Source organism: Geotalea toluenoxydans JCM 15764 (genome assembly GCF_001311985.1).
GTDB lineage: Bacteria > Desulfobacterota > Desulfuromonadia > Geobacterales > Geobacteraceae > Geotalea > Geotalea toluenoxydans.
Genome location: NZ_BBCJ01000031.1, coordinates 23,113 through 45,944 on the forward strand (window position 1 = coordinate 23,113; position 22,832 = coordinate 45,944).

The 22,832-nt window shown below is 56.4% G+C and carries 18 protein-coding genes and 4 pseudogenes; 14 read left to right on the top strand and 8 right to left on the bottom strand.

What is annotated here, in order from left to right; all coding sequences use genetic code 11:
* Positions 1–11 precede the first annotated feature (11 nt).
* Together JCM15764_RS30180 and JCM15764_RS28745 are read right to left on the bottom strand one after the other, a co-directional pair.
* Complete coding sequence (locus tag JCM15764_RS30180; RefSeq protein ID WP_439645326.1) at positions 12–515, bottom strand: AMP-binding enzyme; 504 nt, start codon at positions 513–515, stop codon at positions 12–14.
* Positions 504–1,569, bottom strand: a pseudogene (locus JCM15764_RS28745) (benzoate-CoA ligase family protein); the annotation flags it as partial. The gene JCM15764_RS30180 and the pseudogene JCM15764_RS28745, both read right to left, overlap by 12 nt.
* Positions 1,570–2,027: 458 nt before the next feature.
* Here JCM15764_RS28745 and JCM15764_RS24785 point away from each other — a divergent pair.
* Together JCM15764_RS24785 and JCM15764_RS24790 are read left to right on the top strand one after the other, a co-directional pair.
* Positions 2,028–2,978, top strand: a complete 951-nt coding sequence (locus JCM15764_RS24785; RefSeq protein ID WP_243689305.1) for an acetyl-CoA hydrolase/transferase family protein — start codon at positions 2,028–2,030, stop codon at positions 2,976–2,978.
* Positions 2,915–3,913 (top strand): GNAT family N-acetyltransferase, encoded by a 999-nt coding sequence (locus JCM15764_RS24790; protein ID WP_243689310.1) that lies wholly within the window; start codon positions 2,915–2,917, stop codon positions 3,911–3,913. Before JCM15764_RS24785 ends, JCM15764_RS24790 begins: the two co-directional genes overlap by 64 nt.
* A gap of 144 nt (positions 3,914–4,057) precedes the next feature.
* Here JCM15764_RS24790 and JCM15764_RS17295 read toward each other — a convergent pair whose 3' ends face one another.
* Together JCM15764_RS17295 and JCM15764_RS17300 are read right to left on the bottom strand one after the other, a co-directional pair.
* Positions 4,058–4,498, bottom strand: a complete 441-nt coding sequence (locus JCM15764_RS17295) for an Rrf2 family transcriptional regulator (RefSeq protein WP_054697963.1) — start codon at positions 4,496–4,498, stop codon at positions 4,058–4,060.
* Positions 4,499–4,539: 41 nt separating this feature from the next.
* Complete coding sequence (locus JCM15764_RS17300) at positions 4,540–4,986, bottom strand: GNAT family N-acetyltransferase (RefSeq protein ID WP_054697966.1); 447 nt, start codon at positions 4,984–4,986, stop codon at positions 4,540–4,542.
* A 385-nt stretch (positions 4,987–5,371) separates the two neighbouring features.
* On the opposite strand from JCM15764_RS17300, the gene oah reads away from it, so the two are divergent.
* The 12 genes and pseudogenes from oah to JCM15764_RS17345 all read left to right on the top strand — a co-directional run bounded on the left by oah (position 5,372) and on the right by JCM15764_RS17345 (position 17,494).
* Positions 5,372–6,271 carry a 6-oxocyclohex-1-ene-1-carbonyl-CoA hydratase gene (oah, locus tag JCM15764_RS17305; RefSeq protein ID WP_243689306.1) on the top strand — a complete coding sequence of 300 codons (900 nt, stop codon included), beginning with the start codon at positions 5,372–5,374 and terminating at the stop codon, positions 6,269–6,271.
* Positions 6,208–6,516: a Clp protease/crotonase-like domain-containing protein gene (locus tag JCM15764_RS30185; protein WP_243689307.1), complete on the top strand. Its 309-nt coding sequence runs from the start codon at positions 6,208–6,210 to the stop codon at positions 6,514–6,516. Before oah ends, JCM15764_RS30185 begins: the two co-directional genes overlap by 64 nt.
* A 205-nt stretch (positions 6,517–6,721) precedes the next feature.
* A pseudogene (locus tag JCM15764_RS17310) lies at positions 6,722–8,679 on the top strand (aldehyde ferredoxin oxidoreductase N-terminal domain-containing protein).
* A gap of 47 nt (positions 8,680–8,726) precedes the next feature.
* A pseudogene (locus JCM15764_RS28750) lies at positions 8,727–9,267 on the top strand (4Fe-4S dicluster domain-containing protein).
* 10 nt (positions 9,268–9,277) lie between these two features.
* On the top strand, positions 9,278–10,441 hold the full coding sequence (locus tag JCM15764_RS17320) for a (Fe-S)-binding protein (protein WP_054697969.1): 1,164 nt from the start codon (positions 9,278–9,280) through the stop codon (positions 10,439–10,441).
* Positions 10,442–10,589: 148 nt separating this feature from the next.
* Positions 10,590–11,294, top strand: coding sequence for a DUF362 domain-containing protein (locus tag JCM15764_RS30665; RefSeq protein ID WP_500778433.1), 705 nt, complete (start codon positions 10,590–10,592; stop codon positions 11,292–11,294).
* Positions 11,227–12,540: an FAD-dependent oxidoreductase gene (locus JCM15764_RS30670; RefSeq protein ID WP_500778434.1), complete on the top strand. Its 1,314-nt coding sequence runs from the start codon at positions 11,227–11,229 to the stop codon at positions 12,538–12,540. The genes JCM15764_RS30665 and JCM15764_RS30670 overlap by 68 nt, the downstream gene beginning before the upstream one ends.
* The gene (locus tag JCM15764_RS30675) at positions 12,525–13,646 is read left to right on the top strand and encodes a CoB--CoM heterodisulfide reductase iron-sulfur subunit A family protein (RefSeq protein ID WP_500778435.1); all 1,122 of its coding nucleotides are present in this window, start codon (positions 12,525–12,527) and stop codon (positions 13,644–13,646) included. Before JCM15764_RS30670 ends, JCM15764_RS30675 begins: the two co-directional genes overlap by 16 nt.
* A 33-nt stretch (positions 13,647–13,679) precedes the next feature.
* Positions 13,680–14,451 (top strand): annotated as a pseudogene (locus JCM15764_RS17330) (hydrogenase iron-sulfur subunit).
* Positions 14,452–14,490: 39 nt separating this feature from the next.
* Positions 14,491–14,943: a complex I 24 kDa subunit family protein gene (locus JCM15764_RS17335; RefSeq protein WP_012645318.1), complete on the top strand. Its 453-nt coding sequence runs from the start codon at positions 14,491–14,493 to the stop codon at positions 14,941–14,943.
* A gap of 10 nt (positions 14,944–14,953) precedes the next feature.
* Complete coding sequence (locus JCM15764_RS17340; protein WP_054697972.1) at positions 14,954–16,858, top strand: NADH-ubiquinone oxidoreductase-F iron-sulfur binding region domain-containing protein; 1,905 nt, start codon at positions 14,954–14,956, stop codon at positions 16,856–16,858.
* A gap of 9 nt (positions 16,859–16,867) precedes the next feature.
* Entirely contained in the window at positions 16,868–17,494 is a 627-nt protein-coding gene (locus tag JCM15764_RS17345) for a 2Fe-2S iron-sulfur cluster-binding protein (RefSeq protein WP_054697974.1), read from the top strand.
* Between the two features lie 137 nt (positions 17,495–17,631).
* On the opposite strand, the gene JCM15764_RS17350 is transcribed toward JCM15764_RS17345, so the two are convergent.
* From JCM15764_RS17350 to JCM15764_RS17365, 4 genes are all read right to left on the bottom strand, one after another.
* Positions 17,632–18,225: an acyltransferase gene (locus JCM15764_RS17350; RefSeq protein WP_054698003.1), complete on the bottom strand. Its 594-nt coding sequence runs from the start codon at positions 18,223–18,225 to the stop codon at positions 17,632–17,634.
* A gap of 237 nt (positions 18,226–18,462) precedes the next feature.
* On the bottom strand, positions 18,463–19,398 hold the full coding sequence (locus JCM15764_RS17355) for a 3-hydroxyacyl-CoA dehydrogenase family protein (protein ID WP_054697977.1): 936 nt from the start codon (positions 19,396–19,398) through the stop codon (positions 18,463–18,465).
* Positions 19,399–19,715: 317 nt separating this feature from the next.
* A complete protein-coding gene (locus tag JCM15764_RS24800) occupies positions 19,716–22,082 on the bottom strand; it encodes a sigma 54-interacting transcriptional regulator (RefSeq protein WP_243689311.1) in 2,367 nt (788 codons plus the stop codon).
* Positions 21,970–22,581, bottom strand: a complete 612-nt coding sequence (locus JCM15764_RS17365) for an RsbRD N-terminal domain-containing protein (protein ID WP_054697979.1) — start codon at positions 22,579–22,581, stop codon at positions 21,970–21,972. Before JCM15764_RS17365 ends, JCM15764_RS24800 begins: the two co-directional genes overlap by 113 nt.
* Between the last annotated feature and the right edge of the window lie 251 nt (positions 22,582–22,832).

Here is a 22,832-nt window from a genome sequence, read left to right on the forward strand (position 1 = left end):
ACACCAATCGGTCAGGCTGCCTGGCTATAGACCATGTTGCGTAGCTCAAAACGCTTGATTTTTCCGGTGGCGGTCTTGGGGAGCTCCTCGAGAAAGCGGACCCACCGCGGATATTTATAGAGGGCGAGGGATGATTTGACGAAATCCTGCAGTTCCGCTTCCATGTGCGTTGCGGATTGATCGGGCTTTTTCAGCACCACGAACGCCATGGGTTTGATCAGGTTATTTTCATCGGGAGCGCCGATGACGGCACACTCCAGAACGGCAGGATGCTTGATCAGGCAAGACTCCACTTCGTTGGGGGATACCCAGATCCCACCCACCTTGAGCATATCGTCGGAGCGCCCGGCACAATAAAAGTAGCCCTGCTCGTCCTGGTAATATTTGTCACCGGTATTGACCCATTGTCCCATAATGGTCTGGCGGGTCTTCTGGTGCTTGTTCCAGTAAAAGGCGGCGGCGCTGTCCCCCTTGACCAGCAGGGTGCCGATCTCTCCCGGCGCCACGTCGGTCATCTCCTCGGAAACGATGCGGGCTTCATAGCCGGGAACTACCTTGCCGGAGCTGCCGGCATGGATGTCGCCGGGAAGATTGGAGATGAAGATGTGGGCCATTTCGGTAGAGCCGATGCCGTCCAGAATGTCCAGGTCAAAACGGTCGTTCCAGCGATTGATATAATCTCCGGGGAGTGCTTCTCCTGCCGAAACGCACAGCCTGACATTATTCATGCTTCCTTCCGCTTCCAGCATCTGGCCATAGAGGGTCGGCACGCCGAAGAAGAGGGTGGTCGATGGCGATGAATGGTGCCGTAAACCTGATCGGGGGTTGGTCTTTTCGGCAGGTAGATTGCTGTGGCGCCGACGCCGAAGGGAAAGTAGAGGCCGTTACCCAGGCCGTAGGCGAAGAACAGTTTTGCAGCGGAAAAGCAGTAGTCGTCTTCTTTGATGCCGAGCACCTGCTTGCCGTAGGTTTCGGTGGCATAGACCATGTCGTGCTGGAGGTGGACCGTGCCCTTGGGCGAGCCGGTGGAGCCGGAGCTGTAGAGCCAGAAACAGGCGTCATCGCTGCAGGTGGGCGCCGTTTCCAGGTGAGTTGACTGATTGGCTGTGAGTTGGTCCAGGGAGAGATCACCGGCAGGCGCTTCACCATTGGCGACGATGATCTGTCTGACAAAGAGCAGGTTGTTGCGGATCGGCTCGATCAGTTCCAGCAGCGAGGAGTCCACAACCAGCACCCGTGCCCGGCTGTCATTGAGATAATATTCGAAATCCTTGGAGCGGTTCATGGTATTGAGACAGATGGGGACGCGCCGATCTTGATGGCGCCGAAAAAGGCCTGGGGATAAATTTCCGTGTCCAGGAGGAGCAGTGCGACCCGTTCTTCCATGCGGACATCGAGGGATTTGAGGGCGTTGCCGAAGCGGTTGACATTTTCCTGGAGCTGTCCGTAGGTGAAAGCCCGCTCCTCACAGAGCACTGCCGTTTTATTAGCGCGTCCTTCGCGGATATTGCGGTCAATGAAATAGTCGGCCGCATTGAATTGTTCCGGCAGATTCAGGTTGTAAGGCATGATGCACCTCCTTGGATGTCGATGCTGATTTAGTAAAATAATGTTTTGCAAATTAGGAACCCAATAAATAAAAACAGGGAAATAATTATTGCAACTTTGCGTAATAAAAGAATAAAACAAGATATTATTTTTCTGTTACCTTGTTTTACTAAGTTGTAAATAATGGCGATGTGTAAAATTTTGATCAAGGGATGTAAAGAAATGATCAGGTGAAAACGACCGGGTGGATATGTGGGCCATATGATCTCAGGGGGGGAGGAGGAGTTGCTTGCAGCTGGCATACACGGGTTTTACCCGAATCTGGAAAGAAGGAAGAACATTGTTTTAAGGTGTGATGATATATGTGGCGACAGGCAGGGGGATTCTGCTGTACAATCACAGGGGCCACCGGTTTATTGTTAACGGGCCGACTTGTGATATATAAGGATACTGCCGTTTCACGAGGTCTGGGAGATAGTGTGGACAGTGACCAGGGGGGAGGGCTGATGAATGGCGATATTTTGACGAAGTACGGACGCATGGCGATAACTCCCGATGAGGCGGTTGCGCATATTCGATCGGGCTGGCGGGTGTTCGTGGGGTCGGGCTGTGCTGCGCCCCAGGAACTGGTAGCGGCCCTCTGCCGTGGGGCTGACCGGTTGAATGATGTGGAACTCATCCAGCTGCTCACCTATGGCGATGCTGCCTATCTCCAGGAGGAATTTGCCGGCCATTTCCGGTATAACTCTTTTTTTATCAGCAAAAAGGTGCGGCAGGCGGTCTGCGAGGGGAGAGCCGATTACACCCCGATTTTCCTCAGCGAGATCCCCGAACTGATCAGGAGCGGCCAGCGGGGGAACCAGGCCATGCTGCTGCAGGTCTCGCCTCCGGACAGTCATGGCTACTGCAGCATGGGGGTCAGCGTGGATATCCAGCGCGCAGCCCTGGATCGGGCACAGCTGGTCATCGCCCAAATCAATCCCCGCATGCCCCGCACCCACGGCGATGCCCAGGTGCATCTGAGCCAACTTCACCACCTGGTGGCAGTGGACAGCCCCATTCTGGAATTGGAAATCCCCGAACCGGACGAGGTGGCCCTGCAGATCGGCTACCACATTTCCCGGCTGGTGGAGAACGGCAGTTGCCTACAGATGGGCATAGGTACCAGCCCCGGCTCCGTCCTGAAATTCCTTCACGACAAGCATAATCTGGTATTCATACGGAAATGTTCACCGATGAGCTCATTCCGCTCCTGGAAAACGGCAACATCACCAACAAGGCAAAGGCGGTGCTGCCGGGGAAAACCGTCACCAGTTTTGTCACCGGCACCCGCAGGCTCTACGATTTCATCGATGACAACACCGCTATCGCCTTCCATCCATCTGACTTCGTCAACGATCCCAGGGTCATTGCCCGAAACGACAAGGTAGTGGCGATCAATGCGGCGCTTCAGGTGGACCTGACCGGCCAGGTCTGCGCTGACAGCCTGGGATACCGGTTTTACAGCGGCATTGGCGGCCAGGTGGATTTCATCCGCGGCGCGGCCATGAGCCGGGGGGGCAAGCCGATCGTCGCCGTGCGCAGCACTGCTGCAAACGGCTCCATCAGCCGGATTGTCCATTGCCTTGACGAGGGGGCGGGGGTGGTGACCAGTCGAGGTGATGTGCATTACGTGGTCACCGAGTACGGCATTGCCTATCTGCACGGCAAGACCATCCGGGAACGGGCACTGGCGCTGATTTCCATCGCCCATCCCGATTTTCGCCGGGAGCTTTTGGAGTTCGTCAAAAAGAAACAATATGTCTACGAGGATGAGCAGGTATGGCAGCAGGCTTTGGACCGCTACCCTAAGGAGCTGGAAGAGCAGAAGTTGTTCGGCAAGAAGCGGCTCTTGGTACGGCCGCTCAAGGCTACGGACGAACGGGCACTGCAAGAATTTTTCTACAGTCATTCGCCGGAGACAATATACAACCGTTATTTCGGGCCGAAGCAGCAGCTTGCCCATCTGGAGGCGGCAAAATTATGCTGCGTCGATTACCAGAGCCGCATGGCACTGGCTGTTTTTGAGCAGGAAGATGAAAATGTGGAGAAGATTGTCGCCGTGGCTCGCTATGCGGCCAATCCGCGCAGCAACATGGCGGAAACGGCAGTGGTAGTCCATGAGGACTATCGGCGGCTGGGCATGGCCCGCTACCTGCTGGCCCAGCTGGAGCGCCATGCAAAAGGACAGGGAATCAAGGGGTTTCAAGCGGAGATACTATCGGGCAATGAGGCGATGCTCGCCTATCACAGGCGGCTGGGGCATCCGCTGACCTATTCCAGGGAATCGGACACCTATACCGTCGAGTTCGATTTCGAGCGCTAGTGCCCCGTGCTGTTAGTTCTCAGCAACAATTTTGAGGGATTTTGATCCCGGCAAGGCGCGGCGACACAGGCCCAGCTGGGCCCAAGTCGAGGAGCCGCAGCATGGCAGGGATGATCTGCTAAGGTTGGTTGCGGAAGGGGAGAGTCAGGACGAGGAGCCTGCCTTTTTGCCGGCTTCGCTACGCAGATGCATATTTTTCAAGGCGGCGGCCAGGGTGATGGTTTCCAGTATCGCCTTGGTCACATCATCGATTTCGTTGGTGATGCTTTGCAGCTCAGAAATAATAGGATCGGCGGCCTTGTTCCAATGGGGAAGGTCGAGCTCCGATTCCATGGTTTCGAAGAGCTGGATGATATCCAGGAGGGTCGTGCGGTTCGGGTTGCCGGCAAAGCGGTAGCCCCCGCCGACGCCGCGCATGGCTTGAACCACCCCTTTGTGCACCAGGTTCCGCATAACCTTTGCCAGGTGATGGGTGGAAATATCGTACTTCTCGGCGATATCGGTAGTAGAAAGCTGTTGTTCCGGGTCATCGGCCAGTTCAAGCACCGCTATAAGCCCCAACAGGCTGGCTTTATTCAGTTTCATATCAGGTGTGCTCCTGTTCAGACAAGGTTGATGGATTGCCTTCAATCAAGCTGCTTTTCCAGTTCGATGTAGCGGCCGGTACGCAACCCCATGCTTCGAAGAAAAGACAGGGTCAGTTTCTGGTCCAGATTTGCCATGGTCCGGACCGTAGAGACACCTGTCTTTTTCAGGCGACTGCATATCTCATCCCACATCTTCTTGCCCGTTCCCTGCTCGCGCACATCGGGAGATACTGCCAGGGCGAAGACCCACCCGCACGGCGGCGAGCCGAACTCCCAAGCCCGTACCTCGCCAACTATGAACCCAATGACCGTGCCGGCCTTTTCGGCCACGAGAAAAATACGGTCGGCTCTTCCTTTTACCACATAGTGCTCGAAAATCCCTTGCCAATAATCGGCCTTGTCCGCATCGGGAGTGGTCCGATCCAAAGAGATGATGGCTTCGAGATCGCTTGGCAGGGCATTCCTGATCAATAGATTGTTGCTCATATAGTCGCTCACTTCTGCAATGTCTGACAGGCTGTTAAAGCATTGGTCGCACCTTCGAAGGGAGGGTGCCGGCTTTAGAAAATTGTTAAACGTCCGGTAACAGGCATTTCGTATAACTTGGTAATTAGGTACCATAATTACCATTGAATGGCAAGCGGTTTGAGAAAATATCTGAGCAACGGTAACAGGAAGGGCATAAAGAAGAAAGGGGCACCGGTTTAATCCCGCTCGCTTCACTCGGTGTGGACGCTGTTCGGGAAAAATAAAAAGAGAAAGAAAAAATGCTTGACAGTAAAATGGTATTGTAGTACCAATTTACATAAATAATGTAACGTTGTTTTGTAAATCGATGTTGCAAGCAACATAAAAATAAGGGGGAAAGATAATGGCCACAACAGATGAGATAATTGCCAGAACCGCACCGGGACACCTGATCGATCATAACCTGATCGACCGTGATGTGGAGAGCCTCTGCGACGGCATGGTCCGTTACGAGAAACGCCCGGCCAAGCGCCACGACGGCAGCGTCGCTGAAGGAATCTACAATGCCTGGATCATCTTCAACAACCCGAAGCAGTACAACTCCTACACGACGGAAATGGTCAAGGCGACCATCCTCGCCTTCCGCAGAGCTTCCGCCGACCGTGAGGTAAATGCTGTCGTGTTTACCGGAGTTGGCGACAAGGCATTCTGTACCGGCGGCAACACCAAGGAGTACGCCGAGTACTATGCCGGCAACCCCCAGGAGTACCGTCAGTACATGCGGCTCTTTAACGACATGGTCTCCGCCATCCTCGGTTGTGACAGGCCGGTGGTCTGCCGGGTCAACGGCATGCGCATCGGCGGTGGCCAGGAAATCGGCATGGCCTGCGACTTCAGTATCGCCCAGGACTTGGCCAATTTCGGCCAGGCTGGCCCCAAACATGGTTCTGCCGCCATCGGCGGCGCCACCGATTTCCTCCCGCTGATGATCGGCTGCGAGCAGGCAATGGTCTCCGGCACGCTGTGTGAGCCATTCTCCGCACACAAAGCAGCACGACTCGGTATCATTGCCGATGTGGTACCTGCACTCAAAGTTGGCGGAAAACTTGTAGCAAATCCCACCGTTGTCACCGACCGTTTCCTTGATGAATATGGCCGTGTAGTTCACGGGGAGTTCAAAACCGGTGCTGATTTCAAGGCTGGACAGGCCAGATCAAAGAAGGGGAAATCGATCTCACCATGCTGGATCAGAAGGTCGATGAGTTGTGCGCCAAGCTGCTGGAAACCTTCCCGGAATGCATGACCAAGAGTCTGGAAGAGCTGCGCAAGCCGAAGCTTCAGGCGTGGAATCTCAACAAGGAAAATTCCCGCGCCTGGCTGGCATTGAACATGATGAACGAGGCACGAACCGGCTTCAGAGCCTTCAATGAAGGCACCAAGGAGACCGGCCGTGAGATCGACTTTGTCAAGCTGCGCCAGGGATTGGCCAAGGGCACTCCTTGGACCGAGGAACTGATTGAGAGCCTGATGCCGGCGGTGAAAAAATAACAGCGATATGTGCGCCCGGTACCCTCTTTCACTTGTTGGTAGCGGTGCCGGCGCAAAGATAGAACAGATCTTCTAAAAAATAGCTCAAAATAAAATAACGTTTGACATAAAATAAGCATTGTGGTACTAAATTACTTAAAGAACGTAAACGAGGCATCCTTCCTAGTCGGAGCCCGTATCAAGGTAACCTGCGAGGGGTAACAATATGAGGTATGCAGAAACAGGGTATGTATTAGAAGTTGATCTGACCAAGGGAAGCATCGAGAGAGTGGCGACAGATCCGAAAGACACCGAGCTGTATCTGGGCGGATTGGGCACCAATGCCAAACTGCTCTGGGACCGAGTCCCTCCTGAAGTTGATCCTTTTTCGCCCGACAATCTTCTCATATTCGCTGCGGGCCTTCTGTGCGGCACGCCGGCTACTGGGTGCAACCGGACCATCGTGTCCACCATTTCCCCCCAGACCCGGCTGATGGCCTTTTCCATGATGGGTGGTTCTGGGCTCCGGAACTGAAATATGCCGGTTATGACAAGGTAATCCTCCGCGGCAAGTCCTCCGACCTGGTCTATCTTTACATTAACAACGACAAGGTGGAGATCCGCGACGCCTCCCACCTCAAGGGCAAGGGGGCCATCGAAACGGCGGAGATCATCAAGAAGGAGCTGGATGAGCCGCGGGCCCAGGTGGCGGCCATCGGTCTGGCCGGTGAAAACCGGGTCTACTATGCTTCCATCGAGCAGGGCCGCTCCAGTGCCAGCCGTGGCGGCATCGGCGCCGTCATGGGGGACAAAGGGGTCAAGGCGGTCGTCGTGCGCGGCACCAAGGATCTTTGTGTCGCCAAGCCACAGGAGTATATGGATCTTTGCAACGAGGTGCTCGATTACATCAAGCACCGGGAGGAGAACCCGATCCCCGACGTCATGCCCATTCTGGCCGGGCTGGGTTCGCCCCAGGAGATGAAGGTCCATGATGAGAAGTGGCATACGGAGAACTTCAACTGGGGAAATGCCCGCACCCGCCGCAAGGATTTCTGGACCGAAGAGGTCGATCATGCCTGGGCGGAGACCATGGAGAAGGCCCGGACCCGCCTGATCAGCTGCTATAACTGTCCCATGAAGTGCGGCGCTACCATTTCCATGGAGGGGCTTCCCACCTACATGATGAAATGCTTCACCAAGCTCACCTACACCATGGCTGCCTATTCGGACCTGGATTTCGGCTTGAGGATCGCCCAGAAGGCTACGGAATACGGGCTGGACGGTTTCTCCGCTCCCCAGGTCATGGCCTTTGCCTTTGAACTGTTGGAAAAGGGCATTCTGACAGAAAAAGACTTCCCTGGTCTGCCCGAGGACAATGAGGAGAAGTTCTTCTACCTCCTGGACAAGATCGTCCGGCGGGATGGGATTGGCGATGTGTTGGCCAACGGCACCTACTGGGCGGCGCAGGAAATCGGCAAAGGCGCCGAAGAATACGCCCACAACAACATCAAGAAGCATGAGCAGCTGCCCCTCAAGCTCTCCATGCTCAACCCAATCTACTATCTCATGTACTGCACCGGTGAGAAGATCAATATCACCCAGATCGAAGGGCAGTTCCCCCAAGCGCCGTATCCGAAGCGGGAGCAGCGTGAGGAATTCGTCAAGGATTGGTTCCAGGTTCCCGACGAGAAGTTCAAGCAGATTTTCCTGGACTGGGAGCCGCGCGGCGAAAAGTCCATGCCCCACTACCCGACCGTTGACATGTGCTGCGACATCGTCGACTGGCAGGAGCGTATGCACTATATCGACGATGCCCTGGGACAGTGCGCGGGTCTCTCTTCGTTCCCCCTCAAGCCCCCGTACCATATCCACAACTACCCCAAGTTCATTGAGGCAGGGGCCGGCATCGAGATGGATGAAGAGAAGCTGACCCTTGCGGCCAAGAGATACCGGACCCTGGTACGGGCCATCAACATCAGTAGGGGTATGAGAAGGATCGATGAGACGCCGCCGGCGAACCACTGGAAGAACCGGTTCCCTGAGCTGGAAAAGGAGTTGCTGGATTCGTACTATAAGCTCAAGGGGTGGAATGACGACGGCATCCCCACCAAGGAAACCCTGGATGAACTGGGGCTGGGCTTTGTCAGCGAGGAATTCGTCAAGCGGGGCATCCTGACCAATTGACGGCCGGTTCTGCGGCAACAGAGATCTTAACGTGGAGGGCGAGAACCTTGAACAATGATACGAAAACAAGAACAGTCAAAACCATAAATATCGATGCGGATAAATGCAACGGCTGCCGGGCCTGCGAGGTCATCTGCTCGGCCTTCCATGCCATGCCCAAATACAGCAGCAACAATCCGGCACGGTCGCGGGTCCGGGTGGTCCGTGATCCGCTCAGAGACATCTATGTCCACTGTATGCGGGCGAGTATACGGAATCCGAATGCATCGGCCGGGACAAATACATAATCGACGGCAAGGAGTACGATGAGTGCGGCTTTTGCCGGGCTTCCTGCCCGTCCAGGGACCTTTTCCGGGAACCAGATTCGGGACTGCCGCTCAAATGCGACCTCTGTGACGGCGAAGACGAGCTCTCTGTGTCAAGTGGTGTCTGGTCGGCGCCCTGAGCGTCACCGAAAGGGAAGTGGCCGTAATACCGGAAGAAGAGAAACTGGGCGAGATGGAAATCGGCCTGGAATCGTTGATAAGCAGGTTCGGCATCGACAAGGTCGCCGATACGGTTGCGCAGAAATCCAAAGAGAAACGCTAACCAGAACAGGATGGGTGCTATCGTGGAAACCGTAACTCCATACAAAGAGATTATCGATGTCATAAAAGAAAAGGGTGGCGATTCGCTCAAGTACTGTTATCAGTGCGGTTTGTGCGACTCCGTCTGCCCCTGGAACCGGGTACGCAAGTTCAGCATGCGCAAGATCGTCCGCCAGGGAACATTCGGCCTGACAGAGATCGAGCAGGAAGATATCTGGCGCTGCAGTACCTGCGGCACTTGTCCCAGCCGCTGCCCGCGGGGAGTGAACCAGATCGAGGCCGGTGTTGCCATGCGCAAGGTCGGTGCTGAATACGATGTCTATCCCGGCCATGCAGGTACCATCCGCAACGTGGTGGCCAGCCTGACCTCCGAGGGGAACTCACTGGGGGGGGAACGGACCAAGCGGGCTGAATGGGCAAACGGTCTGCCGGTCAAGACCTATAAGGATGGGATGGAAGTTCTCTACTTCACCGGCTGTTACCTGAGTTACGACCCGAGAATGAGAAAGGTGGCTGCCGCGACGGCCCAGATTCTCAACAAGGCGGGGGTGGAGTTCGGCATCCTCGGTGAAAAGGAAAGCTGCTGCGGGGAGAGCATCCGCAAGACCGGCAACGAGGAGCTCTTTAAGAAGCTGGCCAAGGAGAACATCAAACACTTCATCGACAACGGTGTGAAAAAGGTGCTAGTTTCCTCGCCCCACTGCTACCACACTTTCAAAAACGAGTATCCCGAGTTCATGGTGCACTTCGAGGTGGTTTTCATCTCCCAGTTCATCGCCCAACTCATCAACGAGGGACGGCTTACCATCAGCAAGGAATTTGCAAAGAAGGTCACCTATCACGACCCTTGCTACCTGGGACGCCACAACGGCATCTACGACGAGCCGAGGGAGGTCCTGCAGAAGGTCCCCGGCCTGGAACTGCTGGAGATGGCCGATTCACGGGAAGCCAGCCTTTGCTGCGGTGGCGGCGGCGGCAGGATCTGGATGGAGACCCCGAAGGAAGAGCGATTCGCAGACCTGAGGCTCAGGCAGGCGGTCGATGTGGGGGCCGAGGTTCTGGCAACTTCATGCCCATACTGCATCACCAACTTTACAGACAGCAGCCTGGATCTGGCGGAGCATGAGGCAGTCGAGATCAAAGATCTTACGGAAATCATCCTGGAAGTGATCTAACCCCCCTCAGTCCCCCCTTGTCAGGGGGAGGCATAGAAGTCTCCCCTGACAAGGGGAGATTTAGAGGGGTTAGCGATTTAAACGGTTAGAGTTGACAAGTCAGAACAACCGAGCATTGAAAAGCACTCAAGTCGAAGGATAAACTTCTATGAATACTGAAGACAGAAATATTGGCGATGTACTGATTGTCGGTGGAGGGATCAGCGGTATCCAAGCCTCGCTGGATCTGGCCAATTCAGGGTTCCGGGTTTTTCTGGTCGACAAATCGCCGGCCCTTGGTGGAAAGATGTCCCAACTGGACAAGACCTTCCCCACCAACGACTGTTCCATGTGCATCGAGTCTCCAAAGTTCATCGAATGCGCCAGGAACCCGAACATCGAGATCATCACCTACACGGAAGTGGACCGGGTCGAAGGTGAGGCCGGGGACTTCAAGGTGACCCTGACCAAGAAACCGCGCTACATCTCGGAGGAGAAGTGCACCGGTTGCAACATCTGCGTCGACTACTGCCCGGTAAAGATTTCCGACCCGTTCAACCAGCACCTGTCAGAAAACAAGGCCGTGCATATCTACTTCTCCCAAGCGGTGCCCCTGGTCACATACGTTGACCCGGAAACCTGCTTATATCTCAAGGAAGGGAAGTGTCAGATCTGCGTTGGCGCCTGTAAGACCAATGCCATCGATCTCCATCAGAAACCGGAGACCATGGTGGTTGAAGTGGGGGCGATCATCCTCTCCCCCGGCTACGAAACCTTCAATCCCAAGCTGCGCGGAGACTTCGGCTATGCAGATGAAGAACGTGGTCACCAGCCTCGATTTCGAACGCATTCTCTGCGCCACCGGTCCCTATGAGGGGGAGATCCTGCGTCCTTCGGACGGCAAGCACCCCCACAAGATCGCCTGGATCCAGTGCGTCGGTTCGCGGCAGGTGAACGAAGGCGGGAACAACTACTGCTCGGCGGTCTGCTGTGCCTACAGCCAGAAACAAGTGATCCTTGCCAAGGATCATGATGCCGACCTCAAGGCGACCATCTTCCATAACGATGTCCGCGCCTACGGTAAGGATTTCGAGCGTTTCCATCAGCGGGCGGAGCGGCTGTCCGATGTTCGCTTCATCCGCAGCTACGTGACGGTGGGACGGGAGATAGAGAGCAGCAAAAACGTCACCATCCGCTATTCCACCCTGGATGATGGGGTGAAGGAAGAGGAATTCGACATGGTCGTCCTCTCGGTGGGGCTTAATCCGCCGAAGGATGTGGAGATGCTGGCCCAGAAGATCGGCATCGAGCTTAGCGACCAAAAGTTCTGCAAGAATAACCCCTACAACCCCATCGAGACCTCACGGAAGGGGGTCTTCGTCAGCGGCGCTTTCCAGGGCCCGCTGGACATACCGGAATCGGTCGTCACCGCCAGTGGTGCAGGTGCCCTCTGCGGACAACTCCTCTCCTACCGGCGCCACAGGTTGGAGCGGGAAAGGGTCTATCCGCCGGAGAAGGATGTCTCCAAGGAGGAACTGAAGATCGGAGTTGTCGTCTGTTACTGCGGCGCCAACATCGGCCGGGTAGTCAACATTCCCGAAGTGATCGAATATGCCGCAACCCTGCCCAACGTCTCCTGGGCCGGTGAGAACCTCTTCGCCTGTTCCACGGAAAACGCCAAGCAGATTTCCGATGCCATCGTCGAGAAGGGGTTGAACCGGGTGGTGCTGGCGGCCTGTACACCCAGGACCCACGAGCCGCTCTTCCGGGATACCTGCCGTGAAGCGGGACTGAATCAGTATTTCTTCGAATTTGCCAATATCCGCGAGCACTGCTCCTGGGTCCACTCCCGGGAAAAAGAGGCTGCCACGGCAAAGGCCAAAGAGATCGTCCGGATGTCGGTGGCCAGGGCCGCCCATCTGGAGCCGCTCCAGGAGTTCCAGCTGCCGGTGGATCACACCGGGCTGGTGGTCGGCGGCGGAGTTGCCGGCATGACCGCGGCGTTGAACATGGCCGAGCAGGGCTTCGAGGTCTACCTGATCGAGAAGGACGACGATCTTGGGGGTATGCGCGCAGGCTCCACTATACCCTGGAGGGACTGGACGTGCAGTCCTACCTGAAGGAACTGGTGAAGAAGGTCTACCGGCATCCCCAGGTCCATGTCTGGACCGATGCCACCATCACCGAGGTCACCGGCTACGTGGGGAATTTCGTCACCAAGGTTGTTTCCGAAGGGCGGACCAGGGAAGTGAAGCACGGGGTGGCGGTGATCGCCACCGGCGCCCAGGAATACAAACCGACCGAATACCTGTACGGCACCAGTGACCGGGTCCTGACCCAACTGGAGCTGGAAGGGGAGATCGTCGACAAGACCGACAAGGTGACCGGCGCCCAGAGCGTGGTAATGATCCAGTGCGTCGGCTGCCGCCAGGCGGACCGTAACTATTGCAGCCGCGTCTGCTGCAGCCAGGCCATCAAGAACGCACATAAGCTGAAAGAGATCAATCCGGAGATGGAGATCCAGATCATCTTCAGGGACATGCGGACCTACGGACTCAAGGAGACCTACTACCGCGAGGCTTCGGAGAAAAACGTCAAGTTCATCCGTTATGAGGCCGATACCAAACCGGTGGTGGAAGCTGCCGGAAATGGGTTCAAAGTGACGGTGCCCGATCCGGTCCTGGGGCAGATGATGGAGCTTGAAGCGGACCTGGTGGTCCTGGCCGCAGCGGTCATTCCTTCCCCATCCAGCGCCGATGCCGGGAAATTCTTCAAAGTCTCCAACAACCCGGACGGATTCTTCCAGGAGGCCCATGTGAAGCTCAGACCGGTTGATTTCGCCGCCGACGGGGTCTTCCTGGCTGGAACGGCCCATTATCCCAAGCATCTTACGGAGACCATCAGCCAGGCATACGGCGCGGCCGGACGGGCCGTGGGGATCCTCTCCCGTGAGACAGTCATCGCTTCCGGGGCCGTCTGCGATGTGACCGAGAGCGATTGCGTCTCCTGCGGGGCATGTATCACCGCCTGTAAATACGGCGCCATATCGTTCCACGATACACCCCAAGGGAAAAAGGCCAGGGTTGAGCCGATTCTCTGCAAAGGAGATGGCCTCTGCAATGCCAAGTGCCCGACCGGAGCCATATATTTGAAGCACTACACTGATGAAGAAATTTTTGCCCAGATCGATGCGGCCCTTCCGGCCCATCAGGAAGACCATTTATGAAAGGCAGGGACTACTGCCTGAAAGGAGGAAACAATGGCTGCCGGATTTGAAGATAAACCCAGAGTTGTCGGCTTTCTTTGCACTTGGTGAGCGTACGGCGCTGCCGACCTGGCTGGAGTTTCCAGACTGCAATATACAACTGAAACAAAGATTATCCGTGTAATGTGCACCGGCAGAGTCGATCTGGCCTTCGTGATCCGGGCTTTCTCCAAGGGAGCGGATGGGGTATTTATCGGTGGGTGCTGGCCTGGTGAGTGTCATTATGTCACCGAAGGAAACTTCGATGTATTGAAGAATGTACATATCGCCAAGAAGCTTTTGGAACAGATCGGGATCAATCCTGACCGGCTGAGGCTTGAATGGATTTCTGCCTCGGAGGGGATGCGTTATGCCGAGGTGATGAATGACTTCGGCAAAAAGCTGAAGGAAATGGGACACTGGGCAAGGGGGAAGGAATAGAGGAAAGTGCCCTGAAGCTCAAGCTGGAAGCCGTCACCAAACTGGTTCCCTACATCAAACTGGTGGAACGGGAACGGCTGCGGCAGCGGTTTGATACGGAGGAAGCATACAGCCTGTTTTTTGCCAGTGATGAACTGAATAGGCTCTTTGCCGAGTTGGTGGGTAATAAGCTGGCGGTAAGTCAGATCACCCTGCTGCTGCAGGATAAGCCGCTTTCCACCGGCGAAATTGCCCAGGCTCTCGGTCTCAACGCATCTGAAGTATCACGGCACCTGAAGACCTCCACCATGCACGGGTTGATCAGGTTCGACGAAGGCTGAAGCGCTACGCCCTGGCTCAAGTGTAACGGTGGATCAAACGTAGGAACAATAAGAGGAATGGGACCATGGATATCGCCAAAATAGATCAGATCATTGACAAGCACAACGGTGAGGAGAGTTCCCTGATCCAGATCCTGCTGGATATTCAGAGCGAACATCACTGGCTCCCCAAGGAGGCGCTCAACCGGGTAGCCGAGAAGCTGCAGGTTCCCATGAGCCGCATCCAGCACATAGCCACATTTTACAAAGCCTTCAGCCTGGTGCCCAAGGGGCGCCATGAGGTTCATGTCTGCATGGGCACAGCCTGTCATGTTCGAGGCGCCCAGCGTGTCCTGGATACGGTTCAGGACGCGACCGGCATCAAACCGGGGGAAACCGACGCAGAACTGAAGTTCAGCCTGGAGACAGTCAACTGCCTCGGCTGCTGCGCCTTGGGCCCGGTAATGGAAGTGGACGGCAAGCACCATGGCAATATCGCACCGTCCCAGATCGCATCCGTGTTGAATAACTGTGATTAAGGGTCAAATTATGACAAGGTTAAGCTCACCAGAAAAATTGGAATGCGCCAGGAAGGAAATAATCTCCAAGATAGATCCGGCCAAGCCTTGTATCTCAGTCTGCGCCGGTGCCGGCTGTCTTGCCTCGGGGGCGGCAGATGTCATTGCCGCTTTCAAGACGGAGCTTGAATTCCATAACCTGACGACGGAAGTGAACACCAAGGGAACGGGCTGCCCCGGCTTTTGCGAGCGGGGGCCGATCGTGATGATCTATCCGGAGGAGATCTGCTATCTCCGGGTAAAGCCCGAAGACGTTCCCGAGATCGTCTCCCACACCATCAAGGAGAAGAAGGTGGTGGAGCGCCTCCTCTACGTGGACCCGGCGACAGGAAACAAGGCGACCAAAGAATCGGACATTCCGTTCTACAAGAACCAGCAGCGCAATATCCTCAGCGAGAACATCAGGATCGATTCCAAGAGCATCGATGACTACCTGGCCATCGGCGGCTACTCGGCCCTCTCCAAGGTTCTTTTTCAGATGAAGCCCGAGGATGTCATGGCCGAAATCAAGAAATCGAACCTGCGCGGTCGTGGTGGTGGCGGCTTCCCCGCCTGGCGCAAGTGGGAGGAATCCCGCAATGCGCCCGACCCGATCAAGTACGTGATCGTCAATGCCGACGAGGGGGACCCCGGGGCATTCATGGACCGGGCGCTTATCGAAGGTAATCCCCACTCAATCCTGGAGGGACTGATCATCGGCGCCTATGCTGTCGGCGCCCATGAGGGATTCATCTATGTCCGCCAGGAATATCCCCTGGCCGTGGAGAACATCAACCTGGCCATCAGGCAGGCTGAGGAGCGCGGCCTTGTGGGCAAGAATATCCTCGGCTCCAATTACGATTTTACCGTCAAGGTCCACATGGGGGCCGGCGCCTTTGTCTGCGGCGAGTCTTCGGCACTGATGACCGCCCTTGAGGGGCGGGCAGGCGAGCCAAGGCCCAAGTACATCCATACAGCCGTCAAGGGGGTCTGGGACCATCCGAGCGTGCTTAACAACGTGGAAACCTGGGCCAACGTGACCCAGATCATCAACAAAGGGGCCGACTGGTTTACACAGTTCGGAACCGAGGGGAGCAAGGGGACGAAGATCTTCTCCCTGGTGGGCAAGATCACCAATACCGGCCTTGTTGAAGTTCCCATGGGCGTGACCCTCAAGGACATCATCCAGAACATCGGCGGCGGTATTCCCGGGGGCAAGAAGTTCAAGGCCGTGCAGACCGGCGGTCCTTCCGGAGGCTGCATCCCCGAGGCTCAGCTGGATCTGGTGGTCGACTTCGATCAGCTCACGAAAGCGGGCTCGATGATGGGCTCCGGCGGTATGATCGTCATGGATGAAGATACTTGCATGGTGGATATTGCCCGGTACTTCATCGACTTCCTCAAGGATGAATCCTGCGGCAAGTGTACCCCGTGCCGGGAGGGGATCAGGCAGATGCTCAAGGTCCTGACCAACATCACCACCGGTAAGGGTAAAGAGGGGGACATCGAGCTTCTGGAGGAACTGGCAGAGTCCACGGGTGCCGCTCTGTGCGCACTGGGCAAAAGCGCCCCCAATCCGGTCTTGAGCACCATTCGCTATTTCCGGGATGAATACGAGGCCCATATCCGGCATAAGAAGTGCCCTGCACTTTCATGCAAGGAACTGATCGCCTTTCATATCCAGCCGGACAAGTGCAAGGCCTGCGGCACCTGTTTCAAGCAGTGCCCCGCCGAGGCCATCGAGGGGGGCAAGAAGCGGATTCACATTGTCGACCAGGATAAGTGTACCAAGTGCGGAACCTGTCTTGACGTCTGCCCGAAACAATTCGGTGCGGTGCGGAAAATTTCCGGGGAACCGGTTCCGGCCCCAGTCCCTGAAGAAAAAAGAGCCCTGTGAGAGAAAACTATGAGCGAAATCCACTTGCAGATCGATGGAAAAGAAGTTGTCGCCAGTGAAGGAATGACAATTCTGGAGGCGGCGAAGACGGTGGGCATCTCCATCCCCAGCCTTTGCCACTCTGAAAAGCTGGAGCCTTACGGCGGATGCCGGATTTGTACCGTGGAAGTTGAAGTCCGCGGCTGGCCGAAGTTGGTCGCCGGCTGCATCTACCCGGTTGAGAAGGACCTGGTGGTAAGGACCAAATCGGAGAAGGTGAACAAAATCCGCAAGGTGCTGATAGAAGAGATGCTGGCCCATGCTCCCGACGCCGAATTATTGAAAGAGCTGGCCACGGAGTACGGAGCGGACAAGGATCGCTTTGAAAAACATCCCTCCTTCTGCATTCACTGTGGCCTGTGTGTCAGGTACTGCGCCGAGATCAAGAAAAAGAACGCTGTCGGTTTCGTCGACCGGGGTTCTAACCGGGAGATCAGCTTCATTCCCGAGATTGCAGCCAAGGAATGCTGGGACTGCAAGGAGTGTTTCCCCCTCTGCCCCACCTCGGCGCTGCAGGCGGCATACGTGCTGGCCGAGTCGCTGATGACTCCGCCGGAGAGTATGGGCTGTTCCTGCAGTAGCGGGCAAAAGGGATAGCCGGACCCGCTGAACCCTTGCAGTTGACCGGCAATATACTGGTCAGGCCTTGAGAGGAGCCGAATCGTCCGGTCTTATTTCAAGGCCTTTTTTTTTACCTCCAGCTCACCCCCTGCTCACTGGCGTTCGCTTCCCCCCTATGGAATAGGGGGGATTGAGGGGGGTGGACTTATCCTTCCGCGATTGGGCTCGGCCTCCGTGAGCGGCTTCGCTTCCTTCATGGACACCAGGGACTGGGCCGCCAGCCACTGATAGAGCAGGGTTCCTTGCGCCTTCCTGTTGATCTCTTCTTTTTCCAGCGGACGGATTTCCCTGGCGGGCATCCCCCCGATCAGCATGTTCGCACCGGTCGTCATGCCCGACTTGACGAAAGCCATGGCGGCAACGAAGGAATTCTCACCAATGACTGCGTGGTCCATCACTACGGCGTTCATGCCGATCAGCGCATTCCTGCCGATGGTGCAGCCGTGCAGGATGGCCCCGTGGCCCACATGGCCGTTTTCCCCGACGATGACATCCACCTCTGGAAATGAATGGATGACGCAGGTGTCCTGAATGTTGGCTCCGGCGCCGATGACGATACGGCCGAGATCGCCCCGCAGGCAGGCGCACGCCCCGATGTAGCAGTTCGGCCCGATGATCACGTCGCCGATGAAGACCGCATCGGGATGGACGAATGACGTCGGATCGATTACCGGGATCATTCCACCCATTTCATATACTTTTGCCATGGTTATTATCCTCCGAAAAGCCATTAGCCCCATTCCTCGCGATGCCGGAGAAATGGGGCCGTTTTGGGTCACCCTGTAAGATAACTAGCCATATCAGCAAGTCATTGAAAAATCCAGGTTGTTCAAAAATGGCCAGGTCGTCGCACCCGCAGAAAGCCCTGCGGAGGCGTAGCAGCGCTACGCCGCACAAGGTGGCTTTCGAGGACGGCGGCGAGATGGCCGTTTTTCAACGACCTGCTAAGCTAAGGGCTGCAGCATCTCCTCAGCGGTGCCTATGACATACTTGGACATGTCCAGGGGCTTGGGGTTGCGGGGGTCGCTCCAGTCGTAGAATCCCTTGCCGCTGCTGGCGCCGTACTCTCCGTTCTTCACCATCCGCATGAGCGTCAGGGGCGGATACATGCGGGGATCGTTGGACGCCTGATACATCTGCAGGGCCACCCGCAGCATGGTGGGGGCGGTGACGAAATCATGCAGCTTGAAGGTCCCCTGGGGGTGCCCCAGACTGGTGTACAAGCCGGTATCCCCGTCCTCCACCGTAATCTTTCCCTGCTCCAGCAAGCGCACCGCATCCAGCATCTGGGGCACGAGCAGACGATTGACCCAGAACCCCGGAATGTTCGGCGCCAGGAACGGCGCCTTTTTCATGTTCAGCAGGGTCTGGCGGGTAAATTCAATGGTCTCGCTGCTGGTCTTGGCTCCCGGCACCACCTCGACCCCCGGCATCAGGGGGACCGGATTCATGCCGTGGGTGACGATGGAGCGATCCGGCCGGCCGCCGGCCTGGGCCATGGGGTCGATGTCGAGGCTGCTGCTGTTGGACCAGAACACCACCGATGGGGGAAGCTGGGGCAGGTAGTCGGCAAGCACCGAACATTTCAGCTTCAGATCTTCGAAGATCACCTCCAGAAATACGTCACAACCCTTGGCTGCATCGATAAACGCTCCCTTCTCGTCGTGGACGCGTATCTTTCCCATGGCATTCGAAACAAAGTTCGGGTCGTCGTGCTTGAACTTCTTGGCAGCGGTGGCAGCAAGCTTCTCACAGCCGGCGACCGTCCCGGCCAGTGTCTGCGGGCTGGCGTCGTGACAATGTACTTCGTGTCCGTTCATGGCGCATTGGGTAATCCAGCCGCGTCCCATAATTCCCGTACCCAGAATGGCAAATTTCATAATCTTCCTCCTCCAGTGGATTTACAAATCGGCAACGTGATCAGTATATGGTGCCGCATCTAAATCGGTAATTAAGCACCATAATACATATTTTATGCCAATATGGCCACCTGTCAGCTGACGAAATGCCGTAACCTTGTAACATTACGGAATCGAAAGGTTATTTTTGATGGCTGGGGGCAGGTTGGACGCTGGGGGAGTGGCAGTCGGAAGGGCAACCAGGCGCTCATGTGAAACAAGTTTGCCTGCTGAGGGAAGATAAGGGAGAATTTGCAGCGTTTTCTTTCACATTGTAAAGAAAGAATGGAAAGAAACTTTCACCTCAGCGTTGTTTTTCCCAGCCCATAGGTTCTTATTTTTGCCCGCAGGGTCGGCCGGGAAATCTGCAGGGCCTGACAGGTCTTGCCCAGACTCCATTCGTAGGATTCCAGGGCGAACAGGATATGGTCGCGCTCGGCATCGGCCAGGCTCTTTACCGAGCGCTCCGTGGCCGGCTGGTAGCGGTCTCCGTCCAGGGACGCTGCCAATTCTTCCTCGGACAGTACCGTCGATTTGGTCATCAGGGCGGCACGGGTCAGGGTGTTTTCCAGCTCCCGCACGTTGCCAGGCCAATCGCGCTTCATCAGTTCACCGATCGCCCCTTCCGACAACATCCGGGGGCGCAGGGCGGTGCGTGCGGCAATCTTTTCCAGGAGAAACCGGGCCAGGTCGGGAATATCGGAACGCCTGTCCCGCAGGGGGGGCATATGGATGGTGACGACCTTGAGCCGGAAGTAAAGGTCCTCGCGGAAGGTTCCCTCGGCGACCATGGCCAGGAGGTCGCGATTGGTGGCGGCGATGATCCTGGCGTTGGACTGGATGGGCGCTACTCCCCCCACGCGCACGAATTGCCCCTCCTGCAGGAAGCGCAGCAGGCGGCTCTGCAGGTGCAGCGGCAGTTCACCGATCTCGTCGAAAAACACCGTCCCGTCGCCGGTCAGTTCGATACGCCCGGCGCGGGTCCGGTCGGCCCCGGTGAATGCCCCTTTTTCGTAACCGAACAACTCGCTCTCCACCAGTGACGGCGCCAGGGTGGAGCAGTCCATGACGGTAAAGGGTTTATTGTTCCACGGGCTGTTGCGGTGGATCGCCTGGGCGACCATGTCCTTGCCGGTGCCGCTCTCACCCTGCACCAGCACTGTGACCCTCGCCCCGGAGGCAAGGGCGATCTTCTTGAACACCTCCTTCATCGCCTTGCTTTTGCCGATCAGGTGCAGCGTGTCCAACCCAACTAGCGGCTGGTTTGCCGGCTCATCCTCAACCGTTGCCGGAGCGGCAGTCCTCATCGCACGCAGCCTTTTCAGGACGCTGTCCATCTCGTCGATGTCTATGGGCTTGTGCAGGTAATCGAATGCCCCCGCCTTAATGGCCTGGATGGTGCTCTCCATGTCCTGGTGGGCGGTGATCATGATCACCTCGGCATGGGGCACACGGGAGCGGAGTTCTTTCAGGACCTCCAGGCCATCCATGTCGGGCAGCCTGATGTCCAGAACCACCAGGTCGGGTTGCATCCTTTTAGCCAGAGAAATTCCCTTTTTGCCGTCGGGGGCCGTATGGACGTTCCATGACCGCAACTGGAAGAAGACCTCCATGGACTGGAGGATGGAGGCTGATCGTCGATAACGAGAACCGTATCTGCCATGGTCACTGCTCCAGGGGCAACCGCAGGCAGACCCGGAGTCCCCGCGGTTGACGAATGCCGACTTCCACGCTCCGCCGTGTGCTTCGACGATTTTCTTCACATTGTCCAGTCCCAGGCCGATGCGCCGTTTCTGTTTCTCGTCAAAGTAGTAAGGCAGGAGTTCCACGGGAATGCCCGGCCCGTTGTCGGCGACGCAGATACTCCCCCACCGGCTTCCCTGGTGTTCAACCCTTCCCGATGAAACATAGATCCGACCCCCTCGCGGCACCGCCTCGATGGCATTGAAAAGGAGGTTCACCAGGGTCTGCTCGATGCGGTGGGGGTCGATTCTCAGGCGATCAAGCTTGGGACTCAACCGCAGGGAGACGTGCACTCCCTTATGCTCCATGCGCGTCCGGAGTGCGTCCACGCAATCCTGGATGAAGGGGCGCAGGAGTACGATTTCCCGGTTCAGGCTGAACGGCCGGGCGAGGTGCATCATCTCCAGCACCGAGCGCTCGATGCTCTCCACCTCTTTGCGGGAGATCTCCAGCAGGCGATGGTGGGTGGGATTGCCGTGAAGTTCCGCTGCCAGCATCTGCACATTCATCTTGATGGCGGTCAACGGGTTGCGGATATCGTGGGCCAGGGAGGCAGCCTGTTGGGCGAGGGCGTTGAGCGTCTCCGCCTCCCTTGTTTTCTGCTCTAGTGCTCTACGTTCGCTGATGTCCCTGCAGATCCCAAGGCTGGCCTCTTTCCCTTCATAAAAGGAAATTCTGGACAGTGTTTCTGTCGGCAGTTTCCTGCCGTCTGCCAGCAGGCGGGAGTATTCCACAGGGCTGGACCCCAGGCTGGCACGGGATTGGGTGTAGGAGGTCTCCACATCCCCCCTGGATTCCGGGGTGACCAGCTCAAGAAACGGCATCCCCACAACCTCTTCCACCGAGCGGCCATGCATGGCGCAAAAGGCGCTGTTGGCAAAGACTACCACCCCGTCGTGGAGAACATAATAGCCGTCGCGGATGTCCTCCACCAGCCTTGTACTTGCTCTCCGATTCCGACAGTTCCCTTGTCCTCTTTGCAACTTCATTCTCCAGCACGACGGTCTGCTGCCGCATATACTCTTCATGGAGCCCCTGGAAAAAATCGCTGAATTTTCCCACCGTCTGGGAGATGCAGCTCCCCAGCCGGGCGATGGCCTCGTCCCGCTCTCCATCCCGTGCATTCCTGATGATAAGCGGCGTCACCACCTGCTGATAGAGCATGAAGGCCTTTTGCACGTCGGACAGTTTGTATCCCTGGGCAAGTCTCCTGCGCGCAATGAAGGTGATGAAGGCATCGAGCTCGTCCCAGCCTCCTCCGTCGAGAACCAGGCTATAGGCAGCAGTCGCCTGACTGACAAGTGGTCTCAGATCGGACTCATTTTCGTGAGAGTAGGGAGCCGCCTGATCGGAAAGCAACCTGCTGACCCAGACATCGATTATCTCTGACTGGTATGTATCCAGTATTTTAAAAATATCCATTACAACTCCCGGTTGTCCGATTCTTCCGGGACAACGGCGCGCACTGCCTGGTGAAAGTAATTTTCCCTGTATTTCCGCGCGAGTTCATTCTCATGAAGTAAAAAACGATGTTATTGAAAAGAATCATCACGTCCTAACTATACCATTGAAAGATTCTTTCCACAACCATTTAAAAGACCGCAACAAAACACTGTTTCCGTATGGCATGATGCTTGCTGATCCTCTCATAAACAGGCCAAAACGATGAATGA